Genomic DNA, 17,704 nt, shown 5'->3' on the forward strand with positions numbered 1-17,704 from the left:
GCATTCCATGTGTAGGAGCTGCCGAAGGCTGCGATCTTTTGATCTTGCTGTTAGCGGCTCAGCAGGGATGCAGCACCCGCACCACTAAACAACCCCGCACTGATCCGGTTAAACCAGCTCTGCCCCTTGCCGCTGCGCAGATACCGCGCCGCACCATGGGCGCCGAGGCCATAGGCCAACTTGCACAGCAGATCCAACACCGTCCAGGTTGCGATCATCACCAGCAGTTGCGGCAGGAACGGTTGCTCTGCACTCAGGAACTGCGGCAAGAAAGCCGCGAAGAAAAGGATGTCTTTCGGATTGCTGGCACCGAGCATGAACGCGCGGCCGAACAATGCGCGAAAGCGCGGAATCGGCGCTGCCAGCGGCACTTCAGCACCGTGGGAAGGCTGGCGCGACTGCTGCCAGCTCTGCCAGGCGAGGTAGAACAGGTACAGCGCGCCGACGATTTTCAGAGCGCTGAACAGCTGTTCCGACGCCAGCAGCAGAGCGCCCAGACCCAATGCCGAGGCGCTCAGCAGGCAGATTGAGGCAATCACGCCACCGAGAAACGCCGGGTAGGAACGGCGAAGGCCGTAGTTCAGGCTGTTGCTGATCATCAACAACGACAATGGCCCCGGGATCAGGATCACTACCAGCGCAGCGCCGCTGAACAGCAGCCAGGTTTCCAGACTCATCACTTTCCTCCATTTGCACAAAAGCCTCACCCGACGGGGTGAGGCTGTTTTGAAACGTGTCCCGCGTAAGGCTTACAGGAAGATGAACTTGGCGATGAAGATCGCGCAGAGCACCCACAGGCTGACGGAAATTTCCTTGTACTTGCCGGTGCCGGCCTTCAACGCCACGTAGGTGATGAAGCCCAGCGCGATGCCGTCGGCGACCGAGAAGGTCAACGGCATCATGATTGCGGTAACGATCGCCGGAATGCTGTCGGTCGCTTCGTCCCACTCGATGTGGGCCATACCGCCCATCATCAGCATTGCTACATAAATCAGCGCACCAGCGGTGGCATAGGCAGGGATCATGCCGGCCAGCGGAGCGAAGAACATGGCTGCAATAAATAGCACACCTACGGTCACTGCGGTAAGACCAGTCCGACCACCCGCTGCTACACCTGCGGCACTTTCCACGTAGCTGGTGACCGGCGGAACACCGACCACGGCACCAAATACGCTGGAAGCACTGTCGGCTTTCATGGCACGGGAGAGGTTTTCGATCTTGCCGTCAGCGCCCACCAGGTTGGCGCGCTGGGCTACGCCCATCAAGGTGCCGGCAGTGTCGAACATGTGCACGAAGAGGAACGCCAGGACCACGCTGATCATGCTGACGTTGAAGACGCCGGCGACGTTCATGGCCATCCAGGTCGGGGCCAGGCTCGGCGGTGCCGACATGATCCCTTCGTAATGCACCAGGCCCAGGCCCCAACCGGCGAGGGTAACGGTGATGATGCTGATGAGGATCGCACCGAACACTTTGTGATAGCTGAGGATGGCGATCATCAGGAAGCATACGGCCGCGAGCAGTGGGCCAGGTTCGCGCAGGGAGCCGAGCTTGATCAGGGTGGCCGGGCTATCAACGACGATGCCCGCAGTTTTCAAACCGATCAGACCGAGGAACAGACCGACGCCGGCGCCCATGGCGAAGCGCAGGCTGACCGGGATGCTGTTGAGCAGCCATTCGCGAATCCGCGAGAAGGTCAGAATCATGAACAGCACACCGGAGACAAACACCGCACCAAGCGCGGTTTCCCAGTTGTAGCCCATGGTGCCGACCACGGTATAAGTGAAGAACGCGTTCAAACCCATGCCCGGCGCCAGGCCGACCGGCCAGTTCGCGTACAGGCCCATCAACAGGCAGCCCAGTGCAGCGGCGATACAGGTGGCGACGAACGCCGCGCCGTGATCGATCCCGGCGTCAGCCATGATGTTCGGGTTGACGAAAATGATGTAGGCCATCGTGATGAAGGTAGTCAGACCGGCAATCAGCTCGGTCTTCACCGTGGTGCCATGCAAGCTGAGTTTAAACAAGCGCTCCAGCAAGCCATTGCGTAGTGGCGGCGAGAGATCCAGCGTCGATGCTTCGGATTTGCGGCTTTCCACAGCGAGTACTCCTCAAGAGTTTTATTTTTATTTCCAGGGCCGGATCCGAGAGGGGTGGCAGCGGCCCTTTGAGGTACTTGCGAATTTGTTGACCGTCTGGTCAGGAACTCGCACGAAGTGGATTATGCTTTTGTATACAAAGAAAGCAAATAATGTTTTTGATTTTGTTTACGAAAATTCCGTCGATAGCGATATATCGCCTTCGAGGTCCTCATCGCCAGCAGATTTTGTGCACGCCGCAGATCACTGTGGGAGCCAGCCTGCTGGCGATGGGGCCAGAACAGTCAATCAACAACTGTCTGGCTTTTCCCCAATGCCAGATTCACCGCCAGCCAGCCATTCACCGCCGTCTCCCCAGCCTCGGCAAACACCCGCTCCAGCAGTTTCACCTGTTCACGACGCAACGACTGCTCGAACCGCGCGCCGTCATCGGTCAGCTCCAGCAACCGCTTACGCTTGTCGGTCTCGGACGCAACGCTGTTCACCAAATGCATTTCCACCAACTGCCGCAACGGCATGTTCAGCGCCTGCTTGCTCACCCCGAGTAGCGCCAGCAACTCCTTGACGCTCAGGTTCGGATAACGGGCGATGAAAAACACGATGCGTTGATGCACCCGGCTCAGGCCGCGACGCTCAAGCATTTCGTCGGCTTTGGCGGTGAAGGCCTGGTAGCCGAAGAAAAACGCTTCCATCGCCTGTTGCTGGGAAATCGGGTTTTTAAGGTCAATCATATTGACGTATCCGCTCGGGCTGTCGTAATTTCGGTCAACAAGTTTGACTCATTTTCCTTCGGCCTCGCTACCGGTGACCTCCATGGCTTTTTCCGAACGTGTCTCGCGCCTTAAAAGTTCTTTGATCCGTGAAATCCTTGCTGCCGCGCAGCGCCCGCAAGTGATGTCGTTCGCTGGGGGGCTGCCGGCAGAAGCCATGTTGCCCAAGGTCGATTGGTCCGACATGCCGGTGTCCATCGGCCAATACGGTATGAGTGAAGGCGAGCCGGCGTTGCGTGAAGTGCTGGCGGCAGAGGCGCGGGCGCTGGGTGTGCCGTGTGAGGCGAGCCAGGTGTTGGTGGTCAGCGGCTCCCAGCAAACCCTCGATCTGGCGGCCAAGCTGTACATCGACAAAGGCACCGAGATTCTGCTCGAAGCCCCGACTTACCTGGCGGCCCTGCAAATTTTCCAGTTGTTTGGCGCAGACTGCATCACCGTCCCGCTGCAAGCCGATGGCCCGGACCTGGCGCGACTGCGCACTCGTCTGGAGAAGCATCGTCCGGCGTTCATCTACTTGATCCCGACGTTCCAGAACCCATCGGCGGTGCGTTATAGCGAAGCCAAGCGCGATGCGGTGGCGGCCTTGCTCGATGAGTTCGGGGTGACGCTGATCGAAGACGAGCCTTATCGCGAACTGACCTTCGACGGCGGCAGTGCCACGCCGATTGTCAGTCGCTTGAAAAAGGCCAGTTGGATCTACACCGGCACCGTCTCGAAAACCTTGCTGCCCGGTTTGCGCGTCGGCTACCTGATCGCCAGCCCAGACCTGTTCCCGCATTTGCTCAAGCTCAAGCAATCGGCGGATTTGCACACCAATCGTGTCGGCCAGTGGCAGGCGTTGCAATGGATCGGCAGCGAGAAGTATCAGCAGCATCGCAGTGAGCTGCGCGATTTTTACCGGGTACGCCGCGATGCATTCCAAGTGGCGCTGCATACCCATTTCGCTGATCTGGCGGACTGGAACGAGCCGCAGGGCGGGCTGTTTTTCTGGTTGAAGCTCAAGCAGCCGCTGGACACGCGAACTCTGCTCAATGCCGCGTTGGCCAAAGATGTGGCGTTCATGCCGGGCGAGCCGTTCTTCCCCGAGCCGGACAAGCATCACGGGTATTTGCGGCTGAACTTCAGCCATATCGACCCGGCGCGATTGGATGAAGGGCTTGGGCGATTGGCGGCGGTGGTGCGTCAGGCTCTGTCGGCGCAGGCGGCCTGAAACAAATAAACCGGCTCAAGGGCCGGTTTATTTTTATCTGGATTTTATGGTGTCTGGACCGGCCTCATCGCGGGCAAGCCATGCTCCTACAGAGTTGGAGTCGTTATCGAGTCGATGTACGCCTCGAATCTGTAGGAGCATGGCTTGCCCGCGATAGCGTCATTGAAGACACCGCAAAACTGTCAGGCTGCAGCGAACCGCTTATCCAGATAATCAATGATCACCTTGGACTCATACATCCAGGTCGTCTGGCCATTCTCTTCAATGCGCAGGCACGGCACTTTGATCTTGCCGCCTTGCTCCAGCAGGGTCTGGCGATCCTGTTCGTTGTTCTTCGCATCGCGCAACGCCACCGGCACATTCAGGCGGCGCAGGGTGCGGCGGGTTTTCACGCAGAACGGGCAAGCGTGGAACTGATACAGGGTCAGGCCTTTGGCGGCGGATTCGACCTGAGCCTGAGCGGCAGCCGGGCGCTGCTTCTTGCTTGGGCGGGTCAGGAAGTCGATGAAGATGATCAGTTGGCCAAGGCCGACACGAAGCGCTTTTACGAACACGTTGAAAGCCTCACGGGGCGAATGAAGAAAGGCGCGCAGCTTACCTGATTTTTCACAGGCGAAAAAAAACCGGCGATGAATGCCGGTTTTCCTTGTGTTGCAAATTACTTGATGAGGCTGAGGAATTCGCTGCGGGTCGCGGCGTTTTCGCGGAACTCACCGAGCATCACCGAGGTGATCATGGTCGAATTCTGCTTTTCCACACCGCGCATCATCATGCACATGTGCTTGGCCTCGATCACCACGGCAACGCCCAGCGCGCCGGTGACTTGCTGGACCGCGTCGGCGATCTGGCGGCTGAGGTTTTCCTGGATCTGCAGGCGGCGGGCGTACATATCGACGATCCGCGCGACTTTCGACAAACCCAAAACCTTGCCGCTCGGGATATAGGCAACATGCGCCTTGCCGATGAACGGCAGCAGGTGGTGTTCGCACAACGAGTACAACTCGATGTCCTTGACCAGCACCATTTCGCTGTTGTCGGAGCTGAACAAGGCACCGTTGGTGACTTCTTCGAGCGTCTGTTCATAACCGCGGCAGAGGTACTGCATGGCTTTGGCGGCACGTTTTGGCGTGTCGAGCAGGCCTTCGCGGGAAACGTCCTCGCCCAATTGGCCGAGAATCGCGGTGTAATTCTGTTCCAGGGACATGAAACTACCTGTGGGATTTTACGCAAAGGGCAAGGGTACGGTGGCGGACACGACGCTGCAAGCGCGACGCATCAGCTTTACTCGTCGCGACCTTCCATCATGGTGCGTTTGAGCATCACATAAACCGCTCCCGCACCGCCGTGTTTCGCCTGGCACGAGGTGAAGCCGAGCACCTGCGGATGCTGGCGCAGCCACGTGTTGACGTGGCTTTTGATCATCGGCCGCTTTCCGTCCAGCCGCACGGCTTTGCCGTGGGTGACGCGCACGCAGCGGATTTCGAATTTGGTCGCTTCGGCCAGGAACGCCCAGAGGGTTTCCCGAGCCTTTTCCACGTTCATGCCATGCAGATCGAGACTGCCTTCGAACGGAATCTGGCCGACCTTGAGCTTGCGCATCTGGCTTTCCTGCACGCCGTCACGCGCCCACATCAATTCATCTTCAGGGCCGACGTCGATGACGAACTGATCGGACAGCCCGTCGACGGTGGTGGCATCGGTGCGCACGGTGGCGGCTTGGCGCAGCTTGGCGATCTGCGCGCGGTCAGCCTTGGGTTTGCCGGTTTCGGCGCGATCGTGCTTGATCGGCTTGACGCCTTGGATCGCGCTTTTGAACAGGGAAAAATCGTCGTCTTGCATGTCAGCCTCCGCGAAGGGCGGCCAGTTTACCTAACTCGAAGCGAATGGGCGCGCGACAAAGTGCGTAGCTTTCGGCCGCGACCTTGGTCTCAGTCGTGCTTTTTCATCAGATGCGGGGACATGTTCAGCTCTCGCGACTGCCGCGAGCGGCGACGGCAACGGCGCCACAGCCACACGCCGAGGTACAGCACGAACAGGCCAATCGCCAGAATCACCGCCGCACCGGCACGGTTGGTGTTCAACTCGCCCAGGGCGGGTGCATGGCCGAACAGGGCGGCGGCACCGGCCATGGCAAGCAGCACGCCACTCATTGCCAGCAACGCAGCAAACGCTGCGCCGATTCTAAAACGCCAGTTGCGTTGGCCTTTGGGCCGCAAGCGGCGAGCGTCAAAACCATCGGATAACTTCATTCCGACCTTCCTCAATGGGTATCGGCCCTTCGACCGGGAGTTGACCGGGATGTTCCTGAGGCTAAGACAATTACGGCTAATGAGAGGCTTTTGCGGATGAGCGGCTATTTAGACCGCTCATGGAAGTATTGATCAGACCAGGTCGTTGGTCTGGGCGACGGCGGCAAAGTTGTCCGCCATGATCGCCATTTCGGTCTGCTGAACATGCTCGGCGCTCAGGACGCCGCCTTTGTATGGCAGATCGCGGGTGGCGCAGGCGTCTTCCACCAGGGTGCAACGGAAACCCAGGTTCTTCGCCGCACGAACCGTGGTGCTGACGCTGGAATGGCTCATGAAACCGCAAACCACCAGGTCCACCGAACCCAGGTCTTCCAGGCGTTTTTTCAGATCAGTGCCGTGGAAGGCGCTCGGCAGGATTTTTTCAATCCTGATTTCGCCGGCAAGCGGCTCCAGCCCAGGAATGAATTGACCGCGTTCGCCGCGTGGGTCGAACAACCCGCCGACAGTGCCGAGGTGGCTGACATGCACGATCGGCCGGCCGGCCGCACGGGCAGCAGTCACCAATTGCTTGATGTTCGCGACAGCTGCATCCATGCCGCTCAGGGCCAGGGGGCCGCTGAGGTATTCTTTCTGGGCATCGATGATGATGAGGGTCGCATGACTCAGTTTGGCTGCCGGATAACCGCGGCCGCTGAGTTGAAACATCGTTTGTGGAACGGACATTCTGGGGCTCCTTGGAGTGGGGCTTTTGCGACATTGTCCTCTGGCTGAGCGCTTCTGTGAATCGCTACCATCGTAGGCACCGTCGTTACTGGCGTGCAGCGTTGTCAAGTGGTCCGTTTTGTTCAATCCCGAGCTGAAAAAAGAGAATAGTCCTACATCTGCCCCAGTGTTTTTCCTGCGTCGTCGTGGCGACGTTTGACTGATAGAATCGCCCGTCGATTTTTCTGGAGTTTGCCGTCGTGATCACTTCCCGCCTTCGCACCCTGCGTGACCATATCCGTTGGGCTGTCAGCCGCTTCCATGGGGAGGATCTGTTTTTCGGCCATGGCACCGACAACGCCTGGGACGAAGCCCGTCAACTCGTGTTGGGCGCGCTGCACTTGCCGTGGGAAATCGCCGACAGCTATCTCGACTGCAATCTGGAAGAAGACGAACTGGTTCATGTGCAGTTGCTGCTCAAGCGCCGCATCGAAGAACGCGTGCCGACCGCTTATCTTCTGGGCGAGGCCTGGTTCTGTAGCATGTCGTTCATCGTCGATGAGCGCGTGCTGATCCCGCGTTCGCCGATCGGCGAGCTGATCGAAAACCGTTTCACGCCGTGGCTGGGCACCGAGCCGGCGCGGATTCTCGACTTGTGCACCGGCTCAGGTTGCATCGGTATCGCCTGCGCCTACGAATTCCAGAACGCCGAAGTGGTGCTGGCCGACCTGTCGTTCGAAGCGCTGGAAGTGGCCAACCAGAACATCGAACGTCATGGCGTCGATGAGCGCGTCTACACCGTGCAGGGCGATGGTTTCGATGGTTTGCCGGGCCAGCGTTTCGATCTGATCGTGTCGAACCCGCCGTACGTCGACGCCGAAGATTTCGCCGACATGCCGGACGAGTACCAGCACGAACCGGAACTGGGCTTGGCCTGCGGCGATGATGGCTTGAACCTGGTGCGACGCATGCTCGCCGAAGCGGCGGATCACCTGACCGAGAAGGGTTTGCTGATTGTCGAAGTGGGCAACAGCCAGGTTCACGTCGAGGCGTTGTACCCGGAAGTCGACTTCGCCTGGCTGGAATTCGAGCGTGGCGGGCATGGTGTGTTCATGCTGAGCGCGGAGCAGTGCCGCGATCATCAGGCTCTATTCGCTTCCCGCGTTTAATTCGTTGAAACGCTATCGCTGGCAAGCCAGCTCCCACAGGTTATGTGTCGTGCCAAATCATGTGGCAAACACAAAAACCTGTGGGAGCGTGGCTTGCCCGCGATAGCCGCGCCGCGGTCTCAAGCCATCAACGGTGCGTAGCAATCCAGATCAACAACCCCGCCTGAAACACCGCAAACGCCACCAGACAGGTAATCGTGAAACGCAGCCCGGCGTCTTCGCGTTTGTACTTGCTGACTTTCTCTTCGTGTTTTTTGAGTTTGACTTCCTGCTCGGCCAGATTCTGCTCGGCTTGCTGGAGCATCTGCGCCGCTTCAAGAATTTCCACGATCTGCAGTTTTTCCGTGTTCCAGTCGCCCAGAAGGTCGCTGACCTGGACTTCTTTGACGCTGCCCTTCAAATGTTGGGCGTCGGCATAAACCACATCAAAACCATGCATGCGCAAAAAATGATCGCGGCGCAGGCGCGTGTCTTCGTTCAGCGCGTCCTTGTTGTTCAGGTCAACACCGTCGACGGTGTAGCCGGGCCAGCGTTTCTTTACCCAGGTAATGCCTTGCGCCGCCATGTAGCGGCCGATACCGCGGTTCATCGGTTCAATCTGCAAGCCGCTGTCGGGGCCGAAATGCACGCGTTTTTCGACGTGATCCACCCACACGTCCAGATGATTCTGTTCCTTGCGCACACGCTGACCGGGCAGGTTGATGCTCATGCGCATCAAGCTGCGCTGCTTGTCATTGCGTTCGGCATAACCGAATTCGACGAAGCGAAGAGGGCGACCACCGGTGTTGCGATCGGTCTGCAACGGCGCCAGACGGAGCATCTTGTGGTGCTCGACGTGGACGTCCGCCCAAGGCAGTTCGACCGCTGGCGGTGCGTCTTTTTCAGCGGTGGTGTCGGGTGAGGTCTGGGTATCAGTCATAACGGCGAGATCCTGTCCAAGCTCAACTTGTCACCAGTCATTGCGCTGGCGACAAAGGCTTATCGGCCGTTTTTTTCATCACTAGAGGGCAAATGGCGCTTAACGGGTGCGAAGTCCGTCAATAAATCCAAGGATTCGCGAACCCAATTCCGCCGCCAAGGGCAAATTCGGGTCTTTATAAGAAGCCAATTGCCGTTTGACGTCGTTGGGCACGATGCGCATGACGTGGTTCATGCCTTCGATCAGCGCCAGTTCGGCGTCGGGTTTGGCTGTCTTGAGCAGGCGGGCATCGTTGACACCGACCTGAATGTCATTGCTGCCCTGAATAATCAGCGCGGGCATCTTCAGCTTGGCAAACGCCGCTGCCGGGTCCTGACGGAACAGGGAAATCAGATACGGCTGCACACTCGGGCGGAAAATCACTTGAAGTTGCGGCGGCACGTTGTCGTCGATTTTCCCGGCCTTGAGGCTGTCGAGCAGTTCATTGCTGCGCAGCATCAGCGGCGGCGGCAGGCGATTGCTCAGTTGCTGGCGAATGACCTGATCAACCGGTCTTGCGCTACCGGACACCGAAATCACCGCCGCCGCATCGACGCTCGGCGCAGCAAGGCTGGCGACCAAGGCGCCTTCGCTGTGGCCCAGCAGAATCAACTCGCCGAAACGCGGATCGGTCTTGAGCTTGCGGCCCCAGGCTTCGGCGTCGGAAACGTAGGCTTCCAACGTCAGATTGCGCTCATCCGGCGTGGCCGCGAGGCTCGCCGCCACGCCGCGTTTGTCGTAGCGCACACTGGCGATATTGTGTTTGGCCAGCACCCAGGCCAGCCGCTTGAGGCTGTCGTTGCGTCCGCCATCGGGGTTGTTTCCGTCACGATCCGTAGGACCGGAGCCGGAAATGATCAGGACAACCGGCACCGGCGTGTCGGATTTTGGCAACAGCAACGAGCCGAAAAGCTCACCGCTGCCGGTGTCCAGGGAGATCGGCCGTTGCAGGACTGTGGCCTGGGCGAAGCCCGTAATCAAGGTAAGGCTCAAGAGCAAAACTCGCAGCATCATCACGCCATCATCAACAAGATGCCGGTTGGACTCACGGACACCCATAAGGTTCGAGGATGAACTAGTTGGGTAGCCTGCGTATACTGGCGCGCATTACGTATTTGGGTTCGATTTCACGGAGCGTCCTGCATGTCCGGCAATACCTACGGCAAGCTGTTCACTGTCACCACCGCTGGCGAAAGCCATGGTCCGGCGTTGGTCGCCATTGTCGATGGCTGCCCGCCGGGCCTGGAGATCTCCCTTGAAGATCTGCAGCGCGACCTGGACCGCCGCAAGCCCGGCACCAGTCGCCACACCACTCAGCGCCAGGAAGCCGACGAAGTCGAAATCCTCTCCGGCGTGTTCGAAGGTCGCACCACCGGTTGCGCCATCGGTCTGTTGATCCGCAACACCGACCAGAAGTCCAAGGACTACTCGGCGATCAAGGATCTGTTCCGCCCGGCCCACGCCGACTACACCTACCACCACAAATACGGCGAGCGCGATTATCGCGGCGGCGGTCGCAGCTCGGCCCGCGAAACCGCGATGCGCGTCGCTGCCGGCGCCATTGCGAAAAAATACCTGGCCAGCCAGGGCATCGTGATCCGCGGTTACATGAGCCAGCTCGGCCCGATCGAAATCCCGTTCAAGACCTGGGATTCGGTAGAAGAGAACGCGTTCTTCAGCCCGGATCCGGACAAAGTGCCGGAACTGGAAGCCTATATGGACCAGTTGCGTCGCGACCAGGATTCGGTCGGCGCGAAGATCACTGTTGTGGCCGAAGGCGTGATACCGGGCCTCGGCGAGCCAATCTTCGATCGCCTCGATGCCGAACTGGCCCATGCGCTGATGAGCATCAATGCGGTCAAGGGCGTGGAAATCGGCGCCGGTTTCGCCAGCGTTTCCCAGCGCGGCACCGAACATCGCGATGAAATGACCCCGGAAGGTTTCCTCAGCAACAACGCGGGTGGCATCCTCGGCGGCATCTCGTCAGGTCAGCCGATCGTCGCGCACCTGGCGTTGAAGCCGACCTCCAGCATCACCACGCCGGGCCGGTCCATCGACATCCATGGCAACCCGGCGGAGGTCATCACCAAGGGCCGCCACGATCCGTGCGTCGGCATCCGCGCCACGCCAATCGCCGAAGCGATGATGGCCATCGTGCTGATGGATCACCTGCTGCGTCACCGCGGGCAGAACGCCGATGTGCGCGTGAGCACGCCGGTGCTGGGTCAGCTTTAATGGCTGACCTCACAGTCGCTGCAATCTGATGGTTGCAGCGGCGCTCCCGTACTGGCGGCTTTCCAGTTTCTATCTGTTCTATTTCGCCTTGCTCGGTTCGACAGCGCCGTTTCTGGCGCTGTACTTCGATCACCTGGGTTTCAGCGCCGCGCGCATCGGCGAACTGGTGGCGATCCCGATGCTGATGCGCTGCGTGGCGCCGAACATCTGGGGCTGGCTCGGCGATTACACCGGTAGGCGCCTGGCCATCGTGCGTTTCGGCGCGGTGTGCACATTACTGACGTTTTCGCTGATTTTCGTCAGCAAGACTTACGCCTGGCTGGCGATGGTCATGGCTTTGCACGCGTTCTTCTGGCACGCGGTATTGCCGCAGTTTGAAGTCATCACCCTGGCGCATTTGCAGGGCCAGACCTCGCGCTATAGCCAGATTCGCCTGTGGGGTTCCATTGGTTTCATCATCACCGTGGTCGCACTGGGCAGATTGTTCGAATGGCTGAGCCTGGATATTTACCCGGCGGCGCTGGTGTTGATCATGGCCGGCATCGTACTGAGCAGCCTGTGGGTGCCGAACGCGCAACCGGCGCCGGGTAACCGGGTGGCGGGCGAGGGGTTCATCAAGCAACTGCGCAGCCCCGGCGTTCTGGCGTTTTACGGATGCGTGGCGCTGATGCAGATGAGCCACGGGCCGTATTACACGTTTTTGACCCTGCACCTTGAGCGCCTGGGTTATAGCCGTGGCGTGATTGGCATGCTCTGGGCGGTCGGCGTGGTGGCGGAAGTTCTGATGTTCATGGCCATGAGCAGGATACTCGCGCGCTTCTCGTTGCGTCGGGTGTTGCTGGCGAGTTTTCTGTTGGCGGCGCTGCGCTGGTTGCTGCTAGGGTCGTTGGCCGAATTCCTTTGGGTACTGCTGTTTGCCCAGGTGTTGCACGCGGCGACGTTCGGCAGCTTTCACGCGGCTGCCATTTCATTCGTGCAACGTAGCTTCGGCGCACGCCAGCAAGGGCAGGGCCAGGCGTTGTACGCCGCGTTGGCAGGCACCGGCGGCGCAATGGGCGCGTTGTATTCCGGTTACAGCTGGAATGCCCTCGGCGCCGCATGGACCTTTAGTATTGCCAGTCTCGCAGCCGTCGCGGCTGCCGTTATCATTGCCACACGTATGCAAGAGGACAGGCCATGAGCCTTACCCGTGAACACCTCGCCCAGGAAATCATCGACGCCGGGCGTTTTCTGTATGGCCGCGGCTGGTCGCCGGCCACCAGCAGCAATTATTCGACCCGCTTGTCGCCAACCGAAGCCTTGCTGACTGTGTCGGGCAAGCACAAGGGTCAACTCGGCATCGACGATGTGCTCGCCACCGATTTGTCGGGCAACAGCCTGGAACCGGGCAAGAAGCCGTCCGCCGAAACTCTGCTGCACACCCAGCTCTATAGCTGGCGCGCGGAGATCGGTGCAGTGCTGCACACGCATTCGGTGAACGCCACGGTGTTGTCGCGCCTGACGCCGCAAGACTTCATCGAGTTTGAAGACTACGAGCTGCAAAAAGCCTTCAGCGGCGTGTCGACCCATGAATCCCGGGTACGCGTGCCGATTTTCGACAACGATCAGGACATTGCGCGCCTGGCCGCCAAGGTGCAGCCTTGGCTCGACGCCCATCCCGATTGCGTCGGTTACCTGATTCGCGGCCACGGCCTCTACACCTGGGGCGCACGCATGAGCGACGCGCTACGGCAGATCGAGGCCTTTGAATTTTTGTTCGAGTGCGAGTTGAAAACCCGCTCGCTCTCTAACCGTCAAGCTTAAGGAGTTGCCCTGATGAGCAGCCTGTCCGTCTATCACGTCTCCAGCCCTGAAATTCCCAACAAGGTGCTGACCCACCTCGAAGACATTCAGTCGACCCTGGCCGAGCAGGGCGTGCGTTTCGACCGCTGGCAGGCTACTGCGAAGATCCAGCCCGGTGCCAGCCAGGAAGAAGTGATCGCCGCTTACCAGGAGCAAATCGACAAGCTGATGACCGAGCGTGGTTACATCACGGTCGACGTGATCAGCCTCAACAGCGATCACCCGCAAAAAGTCGAATTGCGCGCCAAGTTCCTCAACGAGCACCGCCATGGCGAAGACGAAGTAAGATTTTTCGTCGCCGGCCGTGGCCTGTTTACCCTGCACATCGACGATTACGTCTACGCCGTGCTCTGCGAGAAAAACGACCTGATCTCGGTGCCGGCCGGCACCAGGCACTGGTTCGACATGGGCGAACACCCGCATTTCGTCGCGATCCGCCTGTTCAACAACCCGGAAGGCTGGGTGGCCAACTTCACCGGCGAAGACATCGCCAACCAATTCCCGCGTCTTGAGGACTGAGTCGATGCCGATCAAAGCGATTCTCACCGACATCGAAGGCACCACCAGCGCGGTGAGTTTTGTGTTCGACGTGCTGTTTCCCTACGCGGCCAAACATCTGCCGGACTTTGTCCGTCAGCAGGCCGAGCGCGCCGACGTGGCCGAGCAACTGGATGCCGTGCGCCGCGACAGCAACGAGCCAAACGCCGATGTCGAGCGCGTCATTGAAATCCTGCTGGGCTGGATCGCCGAAGACCGCAAGGCCACGCCGTTGAAAGCGTTGCAAGGGATGGTTTGGGAGCAGGGCTACCAGGCCGGACAGTTGAAGGGCCACGTTTATCCGGATGCGGTTGAAGCGCTCAAGCAATGGCATGCCGCGGGTTATCAACTGTTTGTTTATTCCTCAGGCTCGATCCAGGCGCAAAAGCTGATCTTCGGCTGCTCCGAGGTGGGGGATTTGACGCCGTTGTTCAGTGGCTATTTCGACACCACGTCCGGGCCCAAGCGTGAAGCGCAGTCCTACGCCAACATCACGCAAGCGATCAACGGCGAGGCTGGGCAGATTTTGTTTCTGTCGGACATCGTCGAAGAACTGGATGCAGCGCGTAAGGCGGGGATGGCCACTTGCGGACTGGCCCGTGAGGGCGGCGAACTGGCGGGGCATGTCACCGTGGACAGTTTTGCGCGGATAGATCTTTCAACGTTCTAAACCACGACACAAAAACCTGTAGGAGCCGAGCTTGCTCGCGATGACGGTGGCACATCCAATATCAATGTGTCAGACAAACCGCTATCGTCGGAACGCCGCCCGGAGCAAGCTCGGCTCCTACAGTTAATGGTGCTTACAGCGAATGATAAGTCGGCAACGCAAACCGTTGCTGGCTCTGCAACATGGAAATCTGCGGCAATTCGCTGGCCTGTTCCGCAAGGTCACGGCGAATCGCGCTGATGACCCACGACAGTTGATCGCCATTGTGCAGTTGCTGGTAGGAAATCGAGCGTTTGAACTCTCTGCCTTCGCCGCCGCGCAGAGTCAGCAGAATTCCGCCGTCAGGACGGGCCTGGGTGATGACTTCAAAGTTGGAGAACAGGGACGAAAATTTTTCCTGGATCAGGCTCATGTCTTTCAGCTCCGTGATGACTTGAATGGCAAGCATGCACAGAGGGTTGCAGTGATTGTGCCAGTACCTGATTTTTAATAATATCCGTTAAAAACAGTAACTTACAGTTATACCTTATTTTCACTTTCGTGCAATTTGCAAGAATGGCCATCGTGCATCCTGCATTTTGCGTGGTCGTCGGCGATTCGATGGAACCATTCGGCGTACTTGCGCTCGTGATATCCAACACCACTATCGCGGATACAAAACATTTCAAAAACCGCGTGTACAGCTCAAGAACCGTTGACGTATTTTCGGGCTTCAATCAGCGCCGCCCGACAATAAAAAGATCGAACGGGAGCAACCATGAGCGACACGATTACCTGGGGCATGATGCTCCGCAAGCTGCCTTCCATTGCCAAAGCCCTGCCACGGGTGGTGAAGGGAATGAAGGTCGCCAACGTCAAGGATCCGACCCAAACGTGTGGCCTGGGCTGGAGTTTCGAACAAGCTACCTTGCGCAACCCTGACGGACCGGCCTTGCTGCACGGCGAGGTTTCGCTGACTTATGCACAGGTCAACCAGTGGGCCAATCGCATCGCCCATCACCTGATCGACCAAGGCATTGGCAAGGGTGATGTGGTGGCGGTGTTTATCGAGAACCGCCCGGAACTGCTGGTGACGATCCTGGCGGTGGCCAAGGTCGGCGCGATCAGTGCCTTGCTCAATACCTCGCAGACCCGCGACACCCTGGCTCATAGCCTGAACCTTGTAGCGCCGGCCGCCATTGTCGTCGGCGAAGAGCTCGTCCCGGCATTTCTGGCCGTGCGTGAGCGCGTAGCGATCGAAGCGGCGCGGACCTGGTTTGTCGCCGATCAAGACACCTGGAACCATCCGGGCATCGCCCCGGCCGGGTTCATCAACCTGATGACGGCCAGTATCGACGCCGACAGCGACAACCCCGCCAGCAGCCAGCAGGTGTTCTTCGACGACCCTTGTTTCTATATCTACACCTCGGGCACCACCGGGTTGCCCAAGGCCGGCGTGTTCAAGCACGGGCGCTGGATGCGCAGCTCAGCCAGCTTCGGGATGATCGCGCTGGACATGCGCCCCGAGGACGTCGTCTATTGCACCTTGCCGCTGTATCACGCCACCGGTCTTTGCGTGTGCTGGGGTTCGGCCATCAGCGGCGCCTCGGGTTTCGCCATCCGCCGCAAATTCAGCGCCAGCCAGTTCTGGAGTGACGTGCGCAAATACCGCGCGACTACCCTCGGCTACGTCGGCGAGTTGTGCCGTTACCTGGTCGATCAACCGCCCAGCGCCGATGACAACCAGCACGGCGTGACCAAGATGATCGGCAACGGCCTGCGCCCCGGCGCGTGGAACGAGTTCAAAACGCGTTTTGGCGTCAACCACATATGCGAACTGTATGCCGCCAGTGACGGCAACATCGGCTTCACCAACATTCTGAATTTCGACAACACCGTCGGTTTTTCCCTGATGTCCTGGGAGTTGGCGGCATACGACCACGACAGTGGCGCGCCGACCCGCCAAGCCAATGGCTTCATGCGCAAGGTCGACAAGGGCGAGCAGGGTTTGTTGCTGGCGAAAATCGACGACAAGGCGCCGTTGGACGGCTACACCGACCCACAGAAAACCGCAAAAGTCGTCCTGCATGATGTGTTCGAGAAGGGCGACCGTTACTTCAATACCGGCGACTTGCTGCGCAACATCGGTTTCGGGCACGCACAGTTTGTCGACCGCTTGGGCGATACCTTTCGTTGGAAGGGTGAAAACGTCTCGACCACCGAAGTCGAGAACATCCTCCTGAAACATCCGCATATTTCCGAAGCCGTGGCCTATGGTGTGGAAATCCGCAACACCAACGGCCGGGCCGGGATGGCGGCAATCACGCCCGCCGAATCCTTGGCGACCCTGGACTTCAGCGAACTGCTGGCATTCGTGCGGCAACAGATGCCGGCGTATGCGGTGCCGCTGTTCCTGCGGGTGAAAGTGAAAATGGAGACCACTGGGACATTCAAATACCAGAAGACCCGACTCAAGGACGAAGCCTTCGACCCGTGCAGGACCGGTGACGATCCGATCTACGCCTGGCTGCCCGGTACTGACACTTATGTGCAGGTCACCGAGCAGGTGCTGACGGACATTCAGGGTGGCAAACATCGCTATTGAAAGTGCTGCTATTGAATGTCGCTATGGCCGCGCATCAGAAAAAACAAGTGACAGTGCCTGAGCCGCTCGGGAAACTGTCGGCTTTTACGAACGACAGAAAATGGAGTGCCCAATGTCCGACAAAAGCCGCCAGATGACCCCCGAAGAAGCTGCCGAATTTGCCGAACAGGTTTTCAACAAGGCACGCGAGGGCGATGCGGCCATGATGGCTGCGCTGCTGAGCAAAGGCTTGCCGCCGAACCTGCGCAATCACAAGGGCGACACCTTGCTGATGCTGGCCGCTTACCACGGCCACGTGGACACCGTGAAAGTCCTGCTTGAACACAAGTCCGATCCGGAAATCCGCAACGACAATGGCCAGAGCCCGATTGCCGGCGCCGCGTTCAAGGGTGACCTGGCGGTGATCAAGGCGTTGGTGGAAGGTGGCGCGCAAGTGGAAGGTTCGTCCTTCGATGGCCGCACGGCGCTGATGATGGCGGCGATGTTCAACCGCGTCGACGTCGTCGACTACCTGATCAGCAAAGGCGCCGACCCGAAAGCCAAGGACGCCAATGGCGTTACCGCACTGGATGCCGCCAAGACCTTGGGTGCTGCCGATACCATCGCGCAGCTGGAAAAACTGCTGGGCTGATTGGTTTTTAAAAGATCGCAGCCTTCGGCAGCTCCTACATTGGGATGG

20 protein-coding genes are annotated in these 17,704 nt (G+C 59.2%); 9 read left to right on the forward strand and 11 right to left on the reverse strand.

The features are described from left to right. Positions 1-50: 50 nt before the first annotated feature. The 3 genes from ACW9JC_RS20600 to ACW9JC_RS20610 all read right to left on the reverse strand — a co-directional run bounded on the left by ACW9JC_RS20600 (position 51) and on the right by ACW9JC_RS20610 (position 2,830). Positions 51-677: a LysE family translocator gene (locus ACW9JC_RS20600; RefSeq protein ID WP_448106872.1), complete on the reverse strand. Its 627-nt coding sequence runs from the start codon at positions 675-677 to the stop codon at positions 51-53. 72 nt (positions 678-749) lie between these two features. After that, the gene (locus tag ACW9JC_RS20605) at positions 750-2,099 is read right to left on the reverse strand and encodes an NCS2 family permease (RefSeq protein WP_015096117.1); all 1,350 of its coding nucleotides are present in this window, start codon (positions 2,097-2,099) and stop codon (positions 750-752) included. Between the two features lie 284 nt (positions 2,100-2,383). Then, positions 2,384-2,830, reverse strand: coding sequence for a MarR family winged helix-turn-helix transcriptional regulator (locus ACW9JC_RS20610; RefSeq protein WP_338585473.1), 447 nt, complete (start codon positions 2,828-2,830; stop codon positions 2,384-2,386). A gap of 82 nt (positions 2,831-2,912) precedes the next feature. On the opposite strand from ACW9JC_RS20610, the gene ACW9JC_RS20615 reads away from it, so the two are divergent. Then, complete coding sequence (locus ACW9JC_RS20615; RefSeq protein WP_457457215.1) at positions 2,913-4,079, forward strand: aminotransferase-like domain-containing protein; 1,167 nt, start codon at positions 2,913-2,915, stop codon at positions 4,077-4,079. A gap of 182 nt (positions 4,080-4,261) precedes the next feature. Here ACW9JC_RS20615 and ACW9JC_RS20620 read toward each other — a convergent pair whose 3' ends face one another. The 5 genes from ACW9JC_RS20620 to ACW9JC_RS20640 form a co-directional block, all read right to left on the reverse strand. Then, on the reverse strand, positions 4,262-4,633 hold the full coding sequence (locus tag ACW9JC_RS20620; protein ID WP_104449810.1) for a glutathione S-transferase N-terminal domain-containing protein: 372 nt from the start codon (positions 4,631-4,633) through the stop codon (positions 4,262-4,264). A 104-nt stretch (positions 4,634-4,737) separates the two neighbouring features. Continuing rightward, positions 4,738-5,283, reverse strand: a complete 546-nt coding sequence (folE, locus tag ACW9JC_RS20625) for a GTP cyclohydrolase I FolE (protein ID WP_007988130.1) — start codon at positions 5,281-5,283, stop codon at positions 4,738-4,740. Between the two features lie 77 nt (positions 5,284-5,360). Continuing rightward, positions 5,361-5,918: a Smr/MutS family protein gene (locus tag ACW9JC_RS20630; RefSeq protein WP_075948712.1), complete on the reverse strand. Its 558-nt coding sequence runs from the start codon at positions 5,916-5,918 to the stop codon at positions 5,361-5,363. A gap of 89 nt (positions 5,919-6,007) precedes the next feature. Then, a complete protein-coding gene (locus ACW9JC_RS20635) occupies positions 6,008-6,328 on the reverse strand; it encodes a hypothetical protein (RefSeq protein ID WP_338585477.1) in 321 nt (106 codons plus the stop codon). Between the two features lie 132 nt (positions 6,329-6,460). Then, positions 6,461-7,051, reverse strand: coding sequence for a cysteine hydrolase family protein (locus ACW9JC_RS20640; RefSeq protein ID WP_338585478.1), 591 nt, complete (start codon positions 7,049-7,051; stop codon positions 6,461-6,463). Between the two features lie 239 nt (positions 7,052-7,290). Between ACW9JC_RS20640 and prmB the strand changes: the two genes are divergently transcribed. Next, positions 7,291-8,199, forward strand: coding sequence for a 50S ribosomal protein L3 N(5)-glutamine methyltransferase (gene prmB / locus ACW9JC_RS20645; RefSeq protein ID WP_457457218.1), 909 nt, complete (start codon positions 7,291-7,293; stop codon positions 8,197-8,199). A 127-nt stretch (positions 8,200-8,326) separates the two neighbouring features. Here prmB and ACW9JC_RS20650 read toward each other — a convergent pair whose 3' ends face one another. Further along, a complete protein-coding gene (locus ACW9JC_RS20650; protein WP_457457220.1) occupies positions 8,327-9,118 on the reverse strand; it encodes a hypothetical protein in 792 nt (263 codons plus the stop codon). A gap of 99 nt (positions 9,119-9,217) precedes the next feature. Further along, positions 9,218-10,216 (reverse strand): alpha/beta hydrolase, encoded by a 999-nt coding sequence (locus ACW9JC_RS20655; RefSeq protein ID WP_457457222.1) that lies wholly within the window; start codon positions 10,214-10,216, stop codon positions 9,218-9,220. An 84-nt stretch (positions 10,217-10,300) separates the two neighbouring features. Between ACW9JC_RS20655 and aroC the strand changes: the two genes are divergently transcribed. From aroC to mtnC, 5 genes are read left to right on the forward strand one after another with little or no spacing between them, the layout of a single operon-like run. Then, on the forward strand, positions 10,301-11,392 hold the full coding sequence (aroC, locus tag ACW9JC_RS20660) for a chorismate synthase (protein ID WP_457457224.1): 1,092 nt from the start codon (positions 10,301-10,303) through the stop codon (positions 11,390-11,392). A gap of 28 nt (positions 11,393-11,420) precedes the next feature. Continuing rightward, complete coding sequence (locus ACW9JC_RS20665) at positions 11,421-12,572, forward strand: MFS transporter (protein ID WP_457457226.1); 1,152 nt, start codon at positions 11,421-11,423, stop codon at positions 12,570-12,572. Beyond that, complete coding sequence (locus tag ACW9JC_RS20670) at positions 12,569-13,195, forward strand: methylthioribulose 1-phosphate dehydratase (RefSeq protein WP_448106879.1); 627 nt, start codon at positions 12,569-12,571, stop codon at positions 13,193-13,195. Before ACW9JC_RS20665 ends, ACW9JC_RS20670 begins: the two co-directional genes overlap by 4 nt. 12 nt (positions 13,196-13,207) lie before the next feature. Further along, on the forward strand, positions 13,208-13,753 hold the full coding sequence (locus ACW9JC_RS20675) for a 1,2-dihydroxy-3-keto-5-methylthiopentene dioxygenase (RefSeq protein ID WP_457457229.1): 546 nt from the start codon (positions 13,208-13,210) through the stop codon (positions 13,751-13,753). Between the two features lie 4 nt (positions 13,754-13,757). After that, positions 13,758-14,441, forward strand: a complete 684-nt coding sequence (mtnC, locus tag ACW9JC_RS20680) for an acireductone synthase (protein WP_457457231.1) — start codon at positions 13,758-13,760, stop codon at positions 14,439-14,441. Between the two features lie 133 nt (positions 14,442-14,574). Here the strand turns inward: mtnC and ACW9JC_RS20685 are convergent, their stop codons facing one another. Further along, positions 14,575-14,853 carry a DUF3509 domain-containing protein gene (locus ACW9JC_RS20685; RefSeq protein ID WP_338585487.1) on the reverse strand — a complete coding sequence of 93 codons (279 nt, stop codon included), beginning with the start codon at positions 14,851-14,853 and terminating at the stop codon, positions 14,575-14,577. 345 nt (positions 14,854-15,198) lie between these two features. Here ACW9JC_RS20685 and ACW9JC_RS20690 point away from each other — a divergent pair, with 345 nt between their 5' ends. Continuing rightward, a complete protein-coding gene (locus tag ACW9JC_RS20690; protein WP_457457233.1) occupies positions 15,199-17,025 on the forward strand; it encodes a long-chain-acyl-CoA synthetase in 1,827 nt (608 codons plus the stop codon). Between the two features lie 112 nt (positions 17,026-17,137). Beyond that, entirely contained in the window at positions 17,138-17,656 is a 519-nt protein-coding gene (locus tag ACW9JC_RS20695) for an ankyrin repeat domain-containing protein (RefSeq protein ID WP_457457235.1), read from the forward strand. Positions 17,657-17,704: the final 48 nt, after the last annotated feature.

It is taken from the genome of Pseudomonas sp. SDO5591_S426, assembly GCF_054070755.1.

What these genes read in the sequence shown, in the direction of transcription:
- ACW9JC_RS20650 (WP_457457220.1), bottom strand. Translation starts at nt 9,118, where the DNA reads ATGACTGATACCCAGACCTCACCCGACACCACCGCTGAAAAAGACGCA.
- ACW9JC_RS20600 (WP_448106872.1), bottom strand. Translation starts at nt 677, where the DNA reads ATGAGTCTGGAAACCTGGCTGCTGTTCAGCGGCGCTGCGCTGGTAGTG.
- folE (WP_007988130.1), bottom strand. Translation starts at nt 5,283, where the DNA reads ATGTCCCTGGAACAGAATTACACCGCGATTCTCGGCCAATTGGGCGAG.
- ACW9JC_RS20665 (WP_457457226.1), top strand. Translation starts at nt 11,421, where the DNA reads ATGGTTGCAGCGGCGCTCCCGTACTGGCGGCTTTCCAGTTTCTATCTG.
- ACW9JC_RS20670 (WP_448106879.1), top strand. Translation starts at nt 12,569, where the DNA reads ATGAGCCTTACCCGTGAACACCTCGCCCAGGAAATCATCGACGCCGGG.
- ACW9JC_RS20635 (WP_338585477.1), bottom strand. Translation starts at nt 6,328, where the DNA reads ATGAAGTTATCCGATGGTTTTGACGCTCGCCGCTTGCGGCCCAAAGGC.
- mtnC (WP_457457231.1), top strand. Translation starts at nt 13,758, where the DNA reads ATGCCGATCAAAGCGATTCTCACCGACATCGAAGGCACCACCAGCGCG.
- ACW9JC_RS20610 (WP_338585473.1), bottom strand. Translation starts at nt 2,830, where the DNA reads ATGATTGACCTTAAAAACCCGATTTCCCAGCAACAGGCGATGGAAGCG.
- aroC (WP_457457224.1), top strand. Translation starts at nt 10,301, where the DNA reads ATGTCCGGCAATACCTACGGCAAGCTGTTCACTGTCACCACCGCTGGC.
- ACW9JC_RS20630 (WP_075948712.1), bottom strand. Translation starts at nt 5,918, where the DNA reads ATGCAAGACGACGATTTTTCCCTGTTCAAAAGCGCGATCCAAGGCGTC.
- ACW9JC_RS20640 (WP_338585478.1), bottom strand. Translation starts at nt 7,051, where the DNA reads ATGTCCGTTCCACAAACGATGTTTCAACTCAGCGGCCGCGGTTATCCG.
- ACW9JC_RS20675 (WP_457457229.1), top strand. Translation starts at nt 13,208, where the DNA reads ATGAGCAGCCTGTCCGTCTATCACGTCTCCAGCCCTGAAATTCCCAAC.
- ACW9JC_RS20695 (WP_457457235.1), top strand. Translation starts at nt 17,138, where the DNA reads ATGTCCGACAAAAGCCGCCAGATGACCCCCGAAGAAGCTGCCGAATTT.
- ACW9JC_RS20690 (WP_457457233.1), top strand. Translation starts at nt 15,199, where the DNA reads ATGAGCGACACGATTACCTGGGGCATGATGCTCCGCAAGCTGCCTTCC.
- ACW9JC_RS20685 (WP_338585487.1), bottom strand. Translation starts at nt 14,853, where the DNA reads ATGAGCCTGATCCAGGAAAAATTTTCGTCCCTGTTCTCCAACTTTGAA.
- ACW9JC_RS20615 (WP_457457215.1), top strand. Translation starts at nt 2,913, where the DNA reads ATGGCTTTTTCCGAACGTGTCTCGCGCCTTAAAAGTTCTTTGATCCGT.
- ACW9JC_RS20655 (WP_457457222.1), bottom strand. Translation starts at nt 10,216, where the DNA reads ATGGGTGTCCGTGAGTCCAACCGGCATCTTGTTGATGATGGCGTGATG.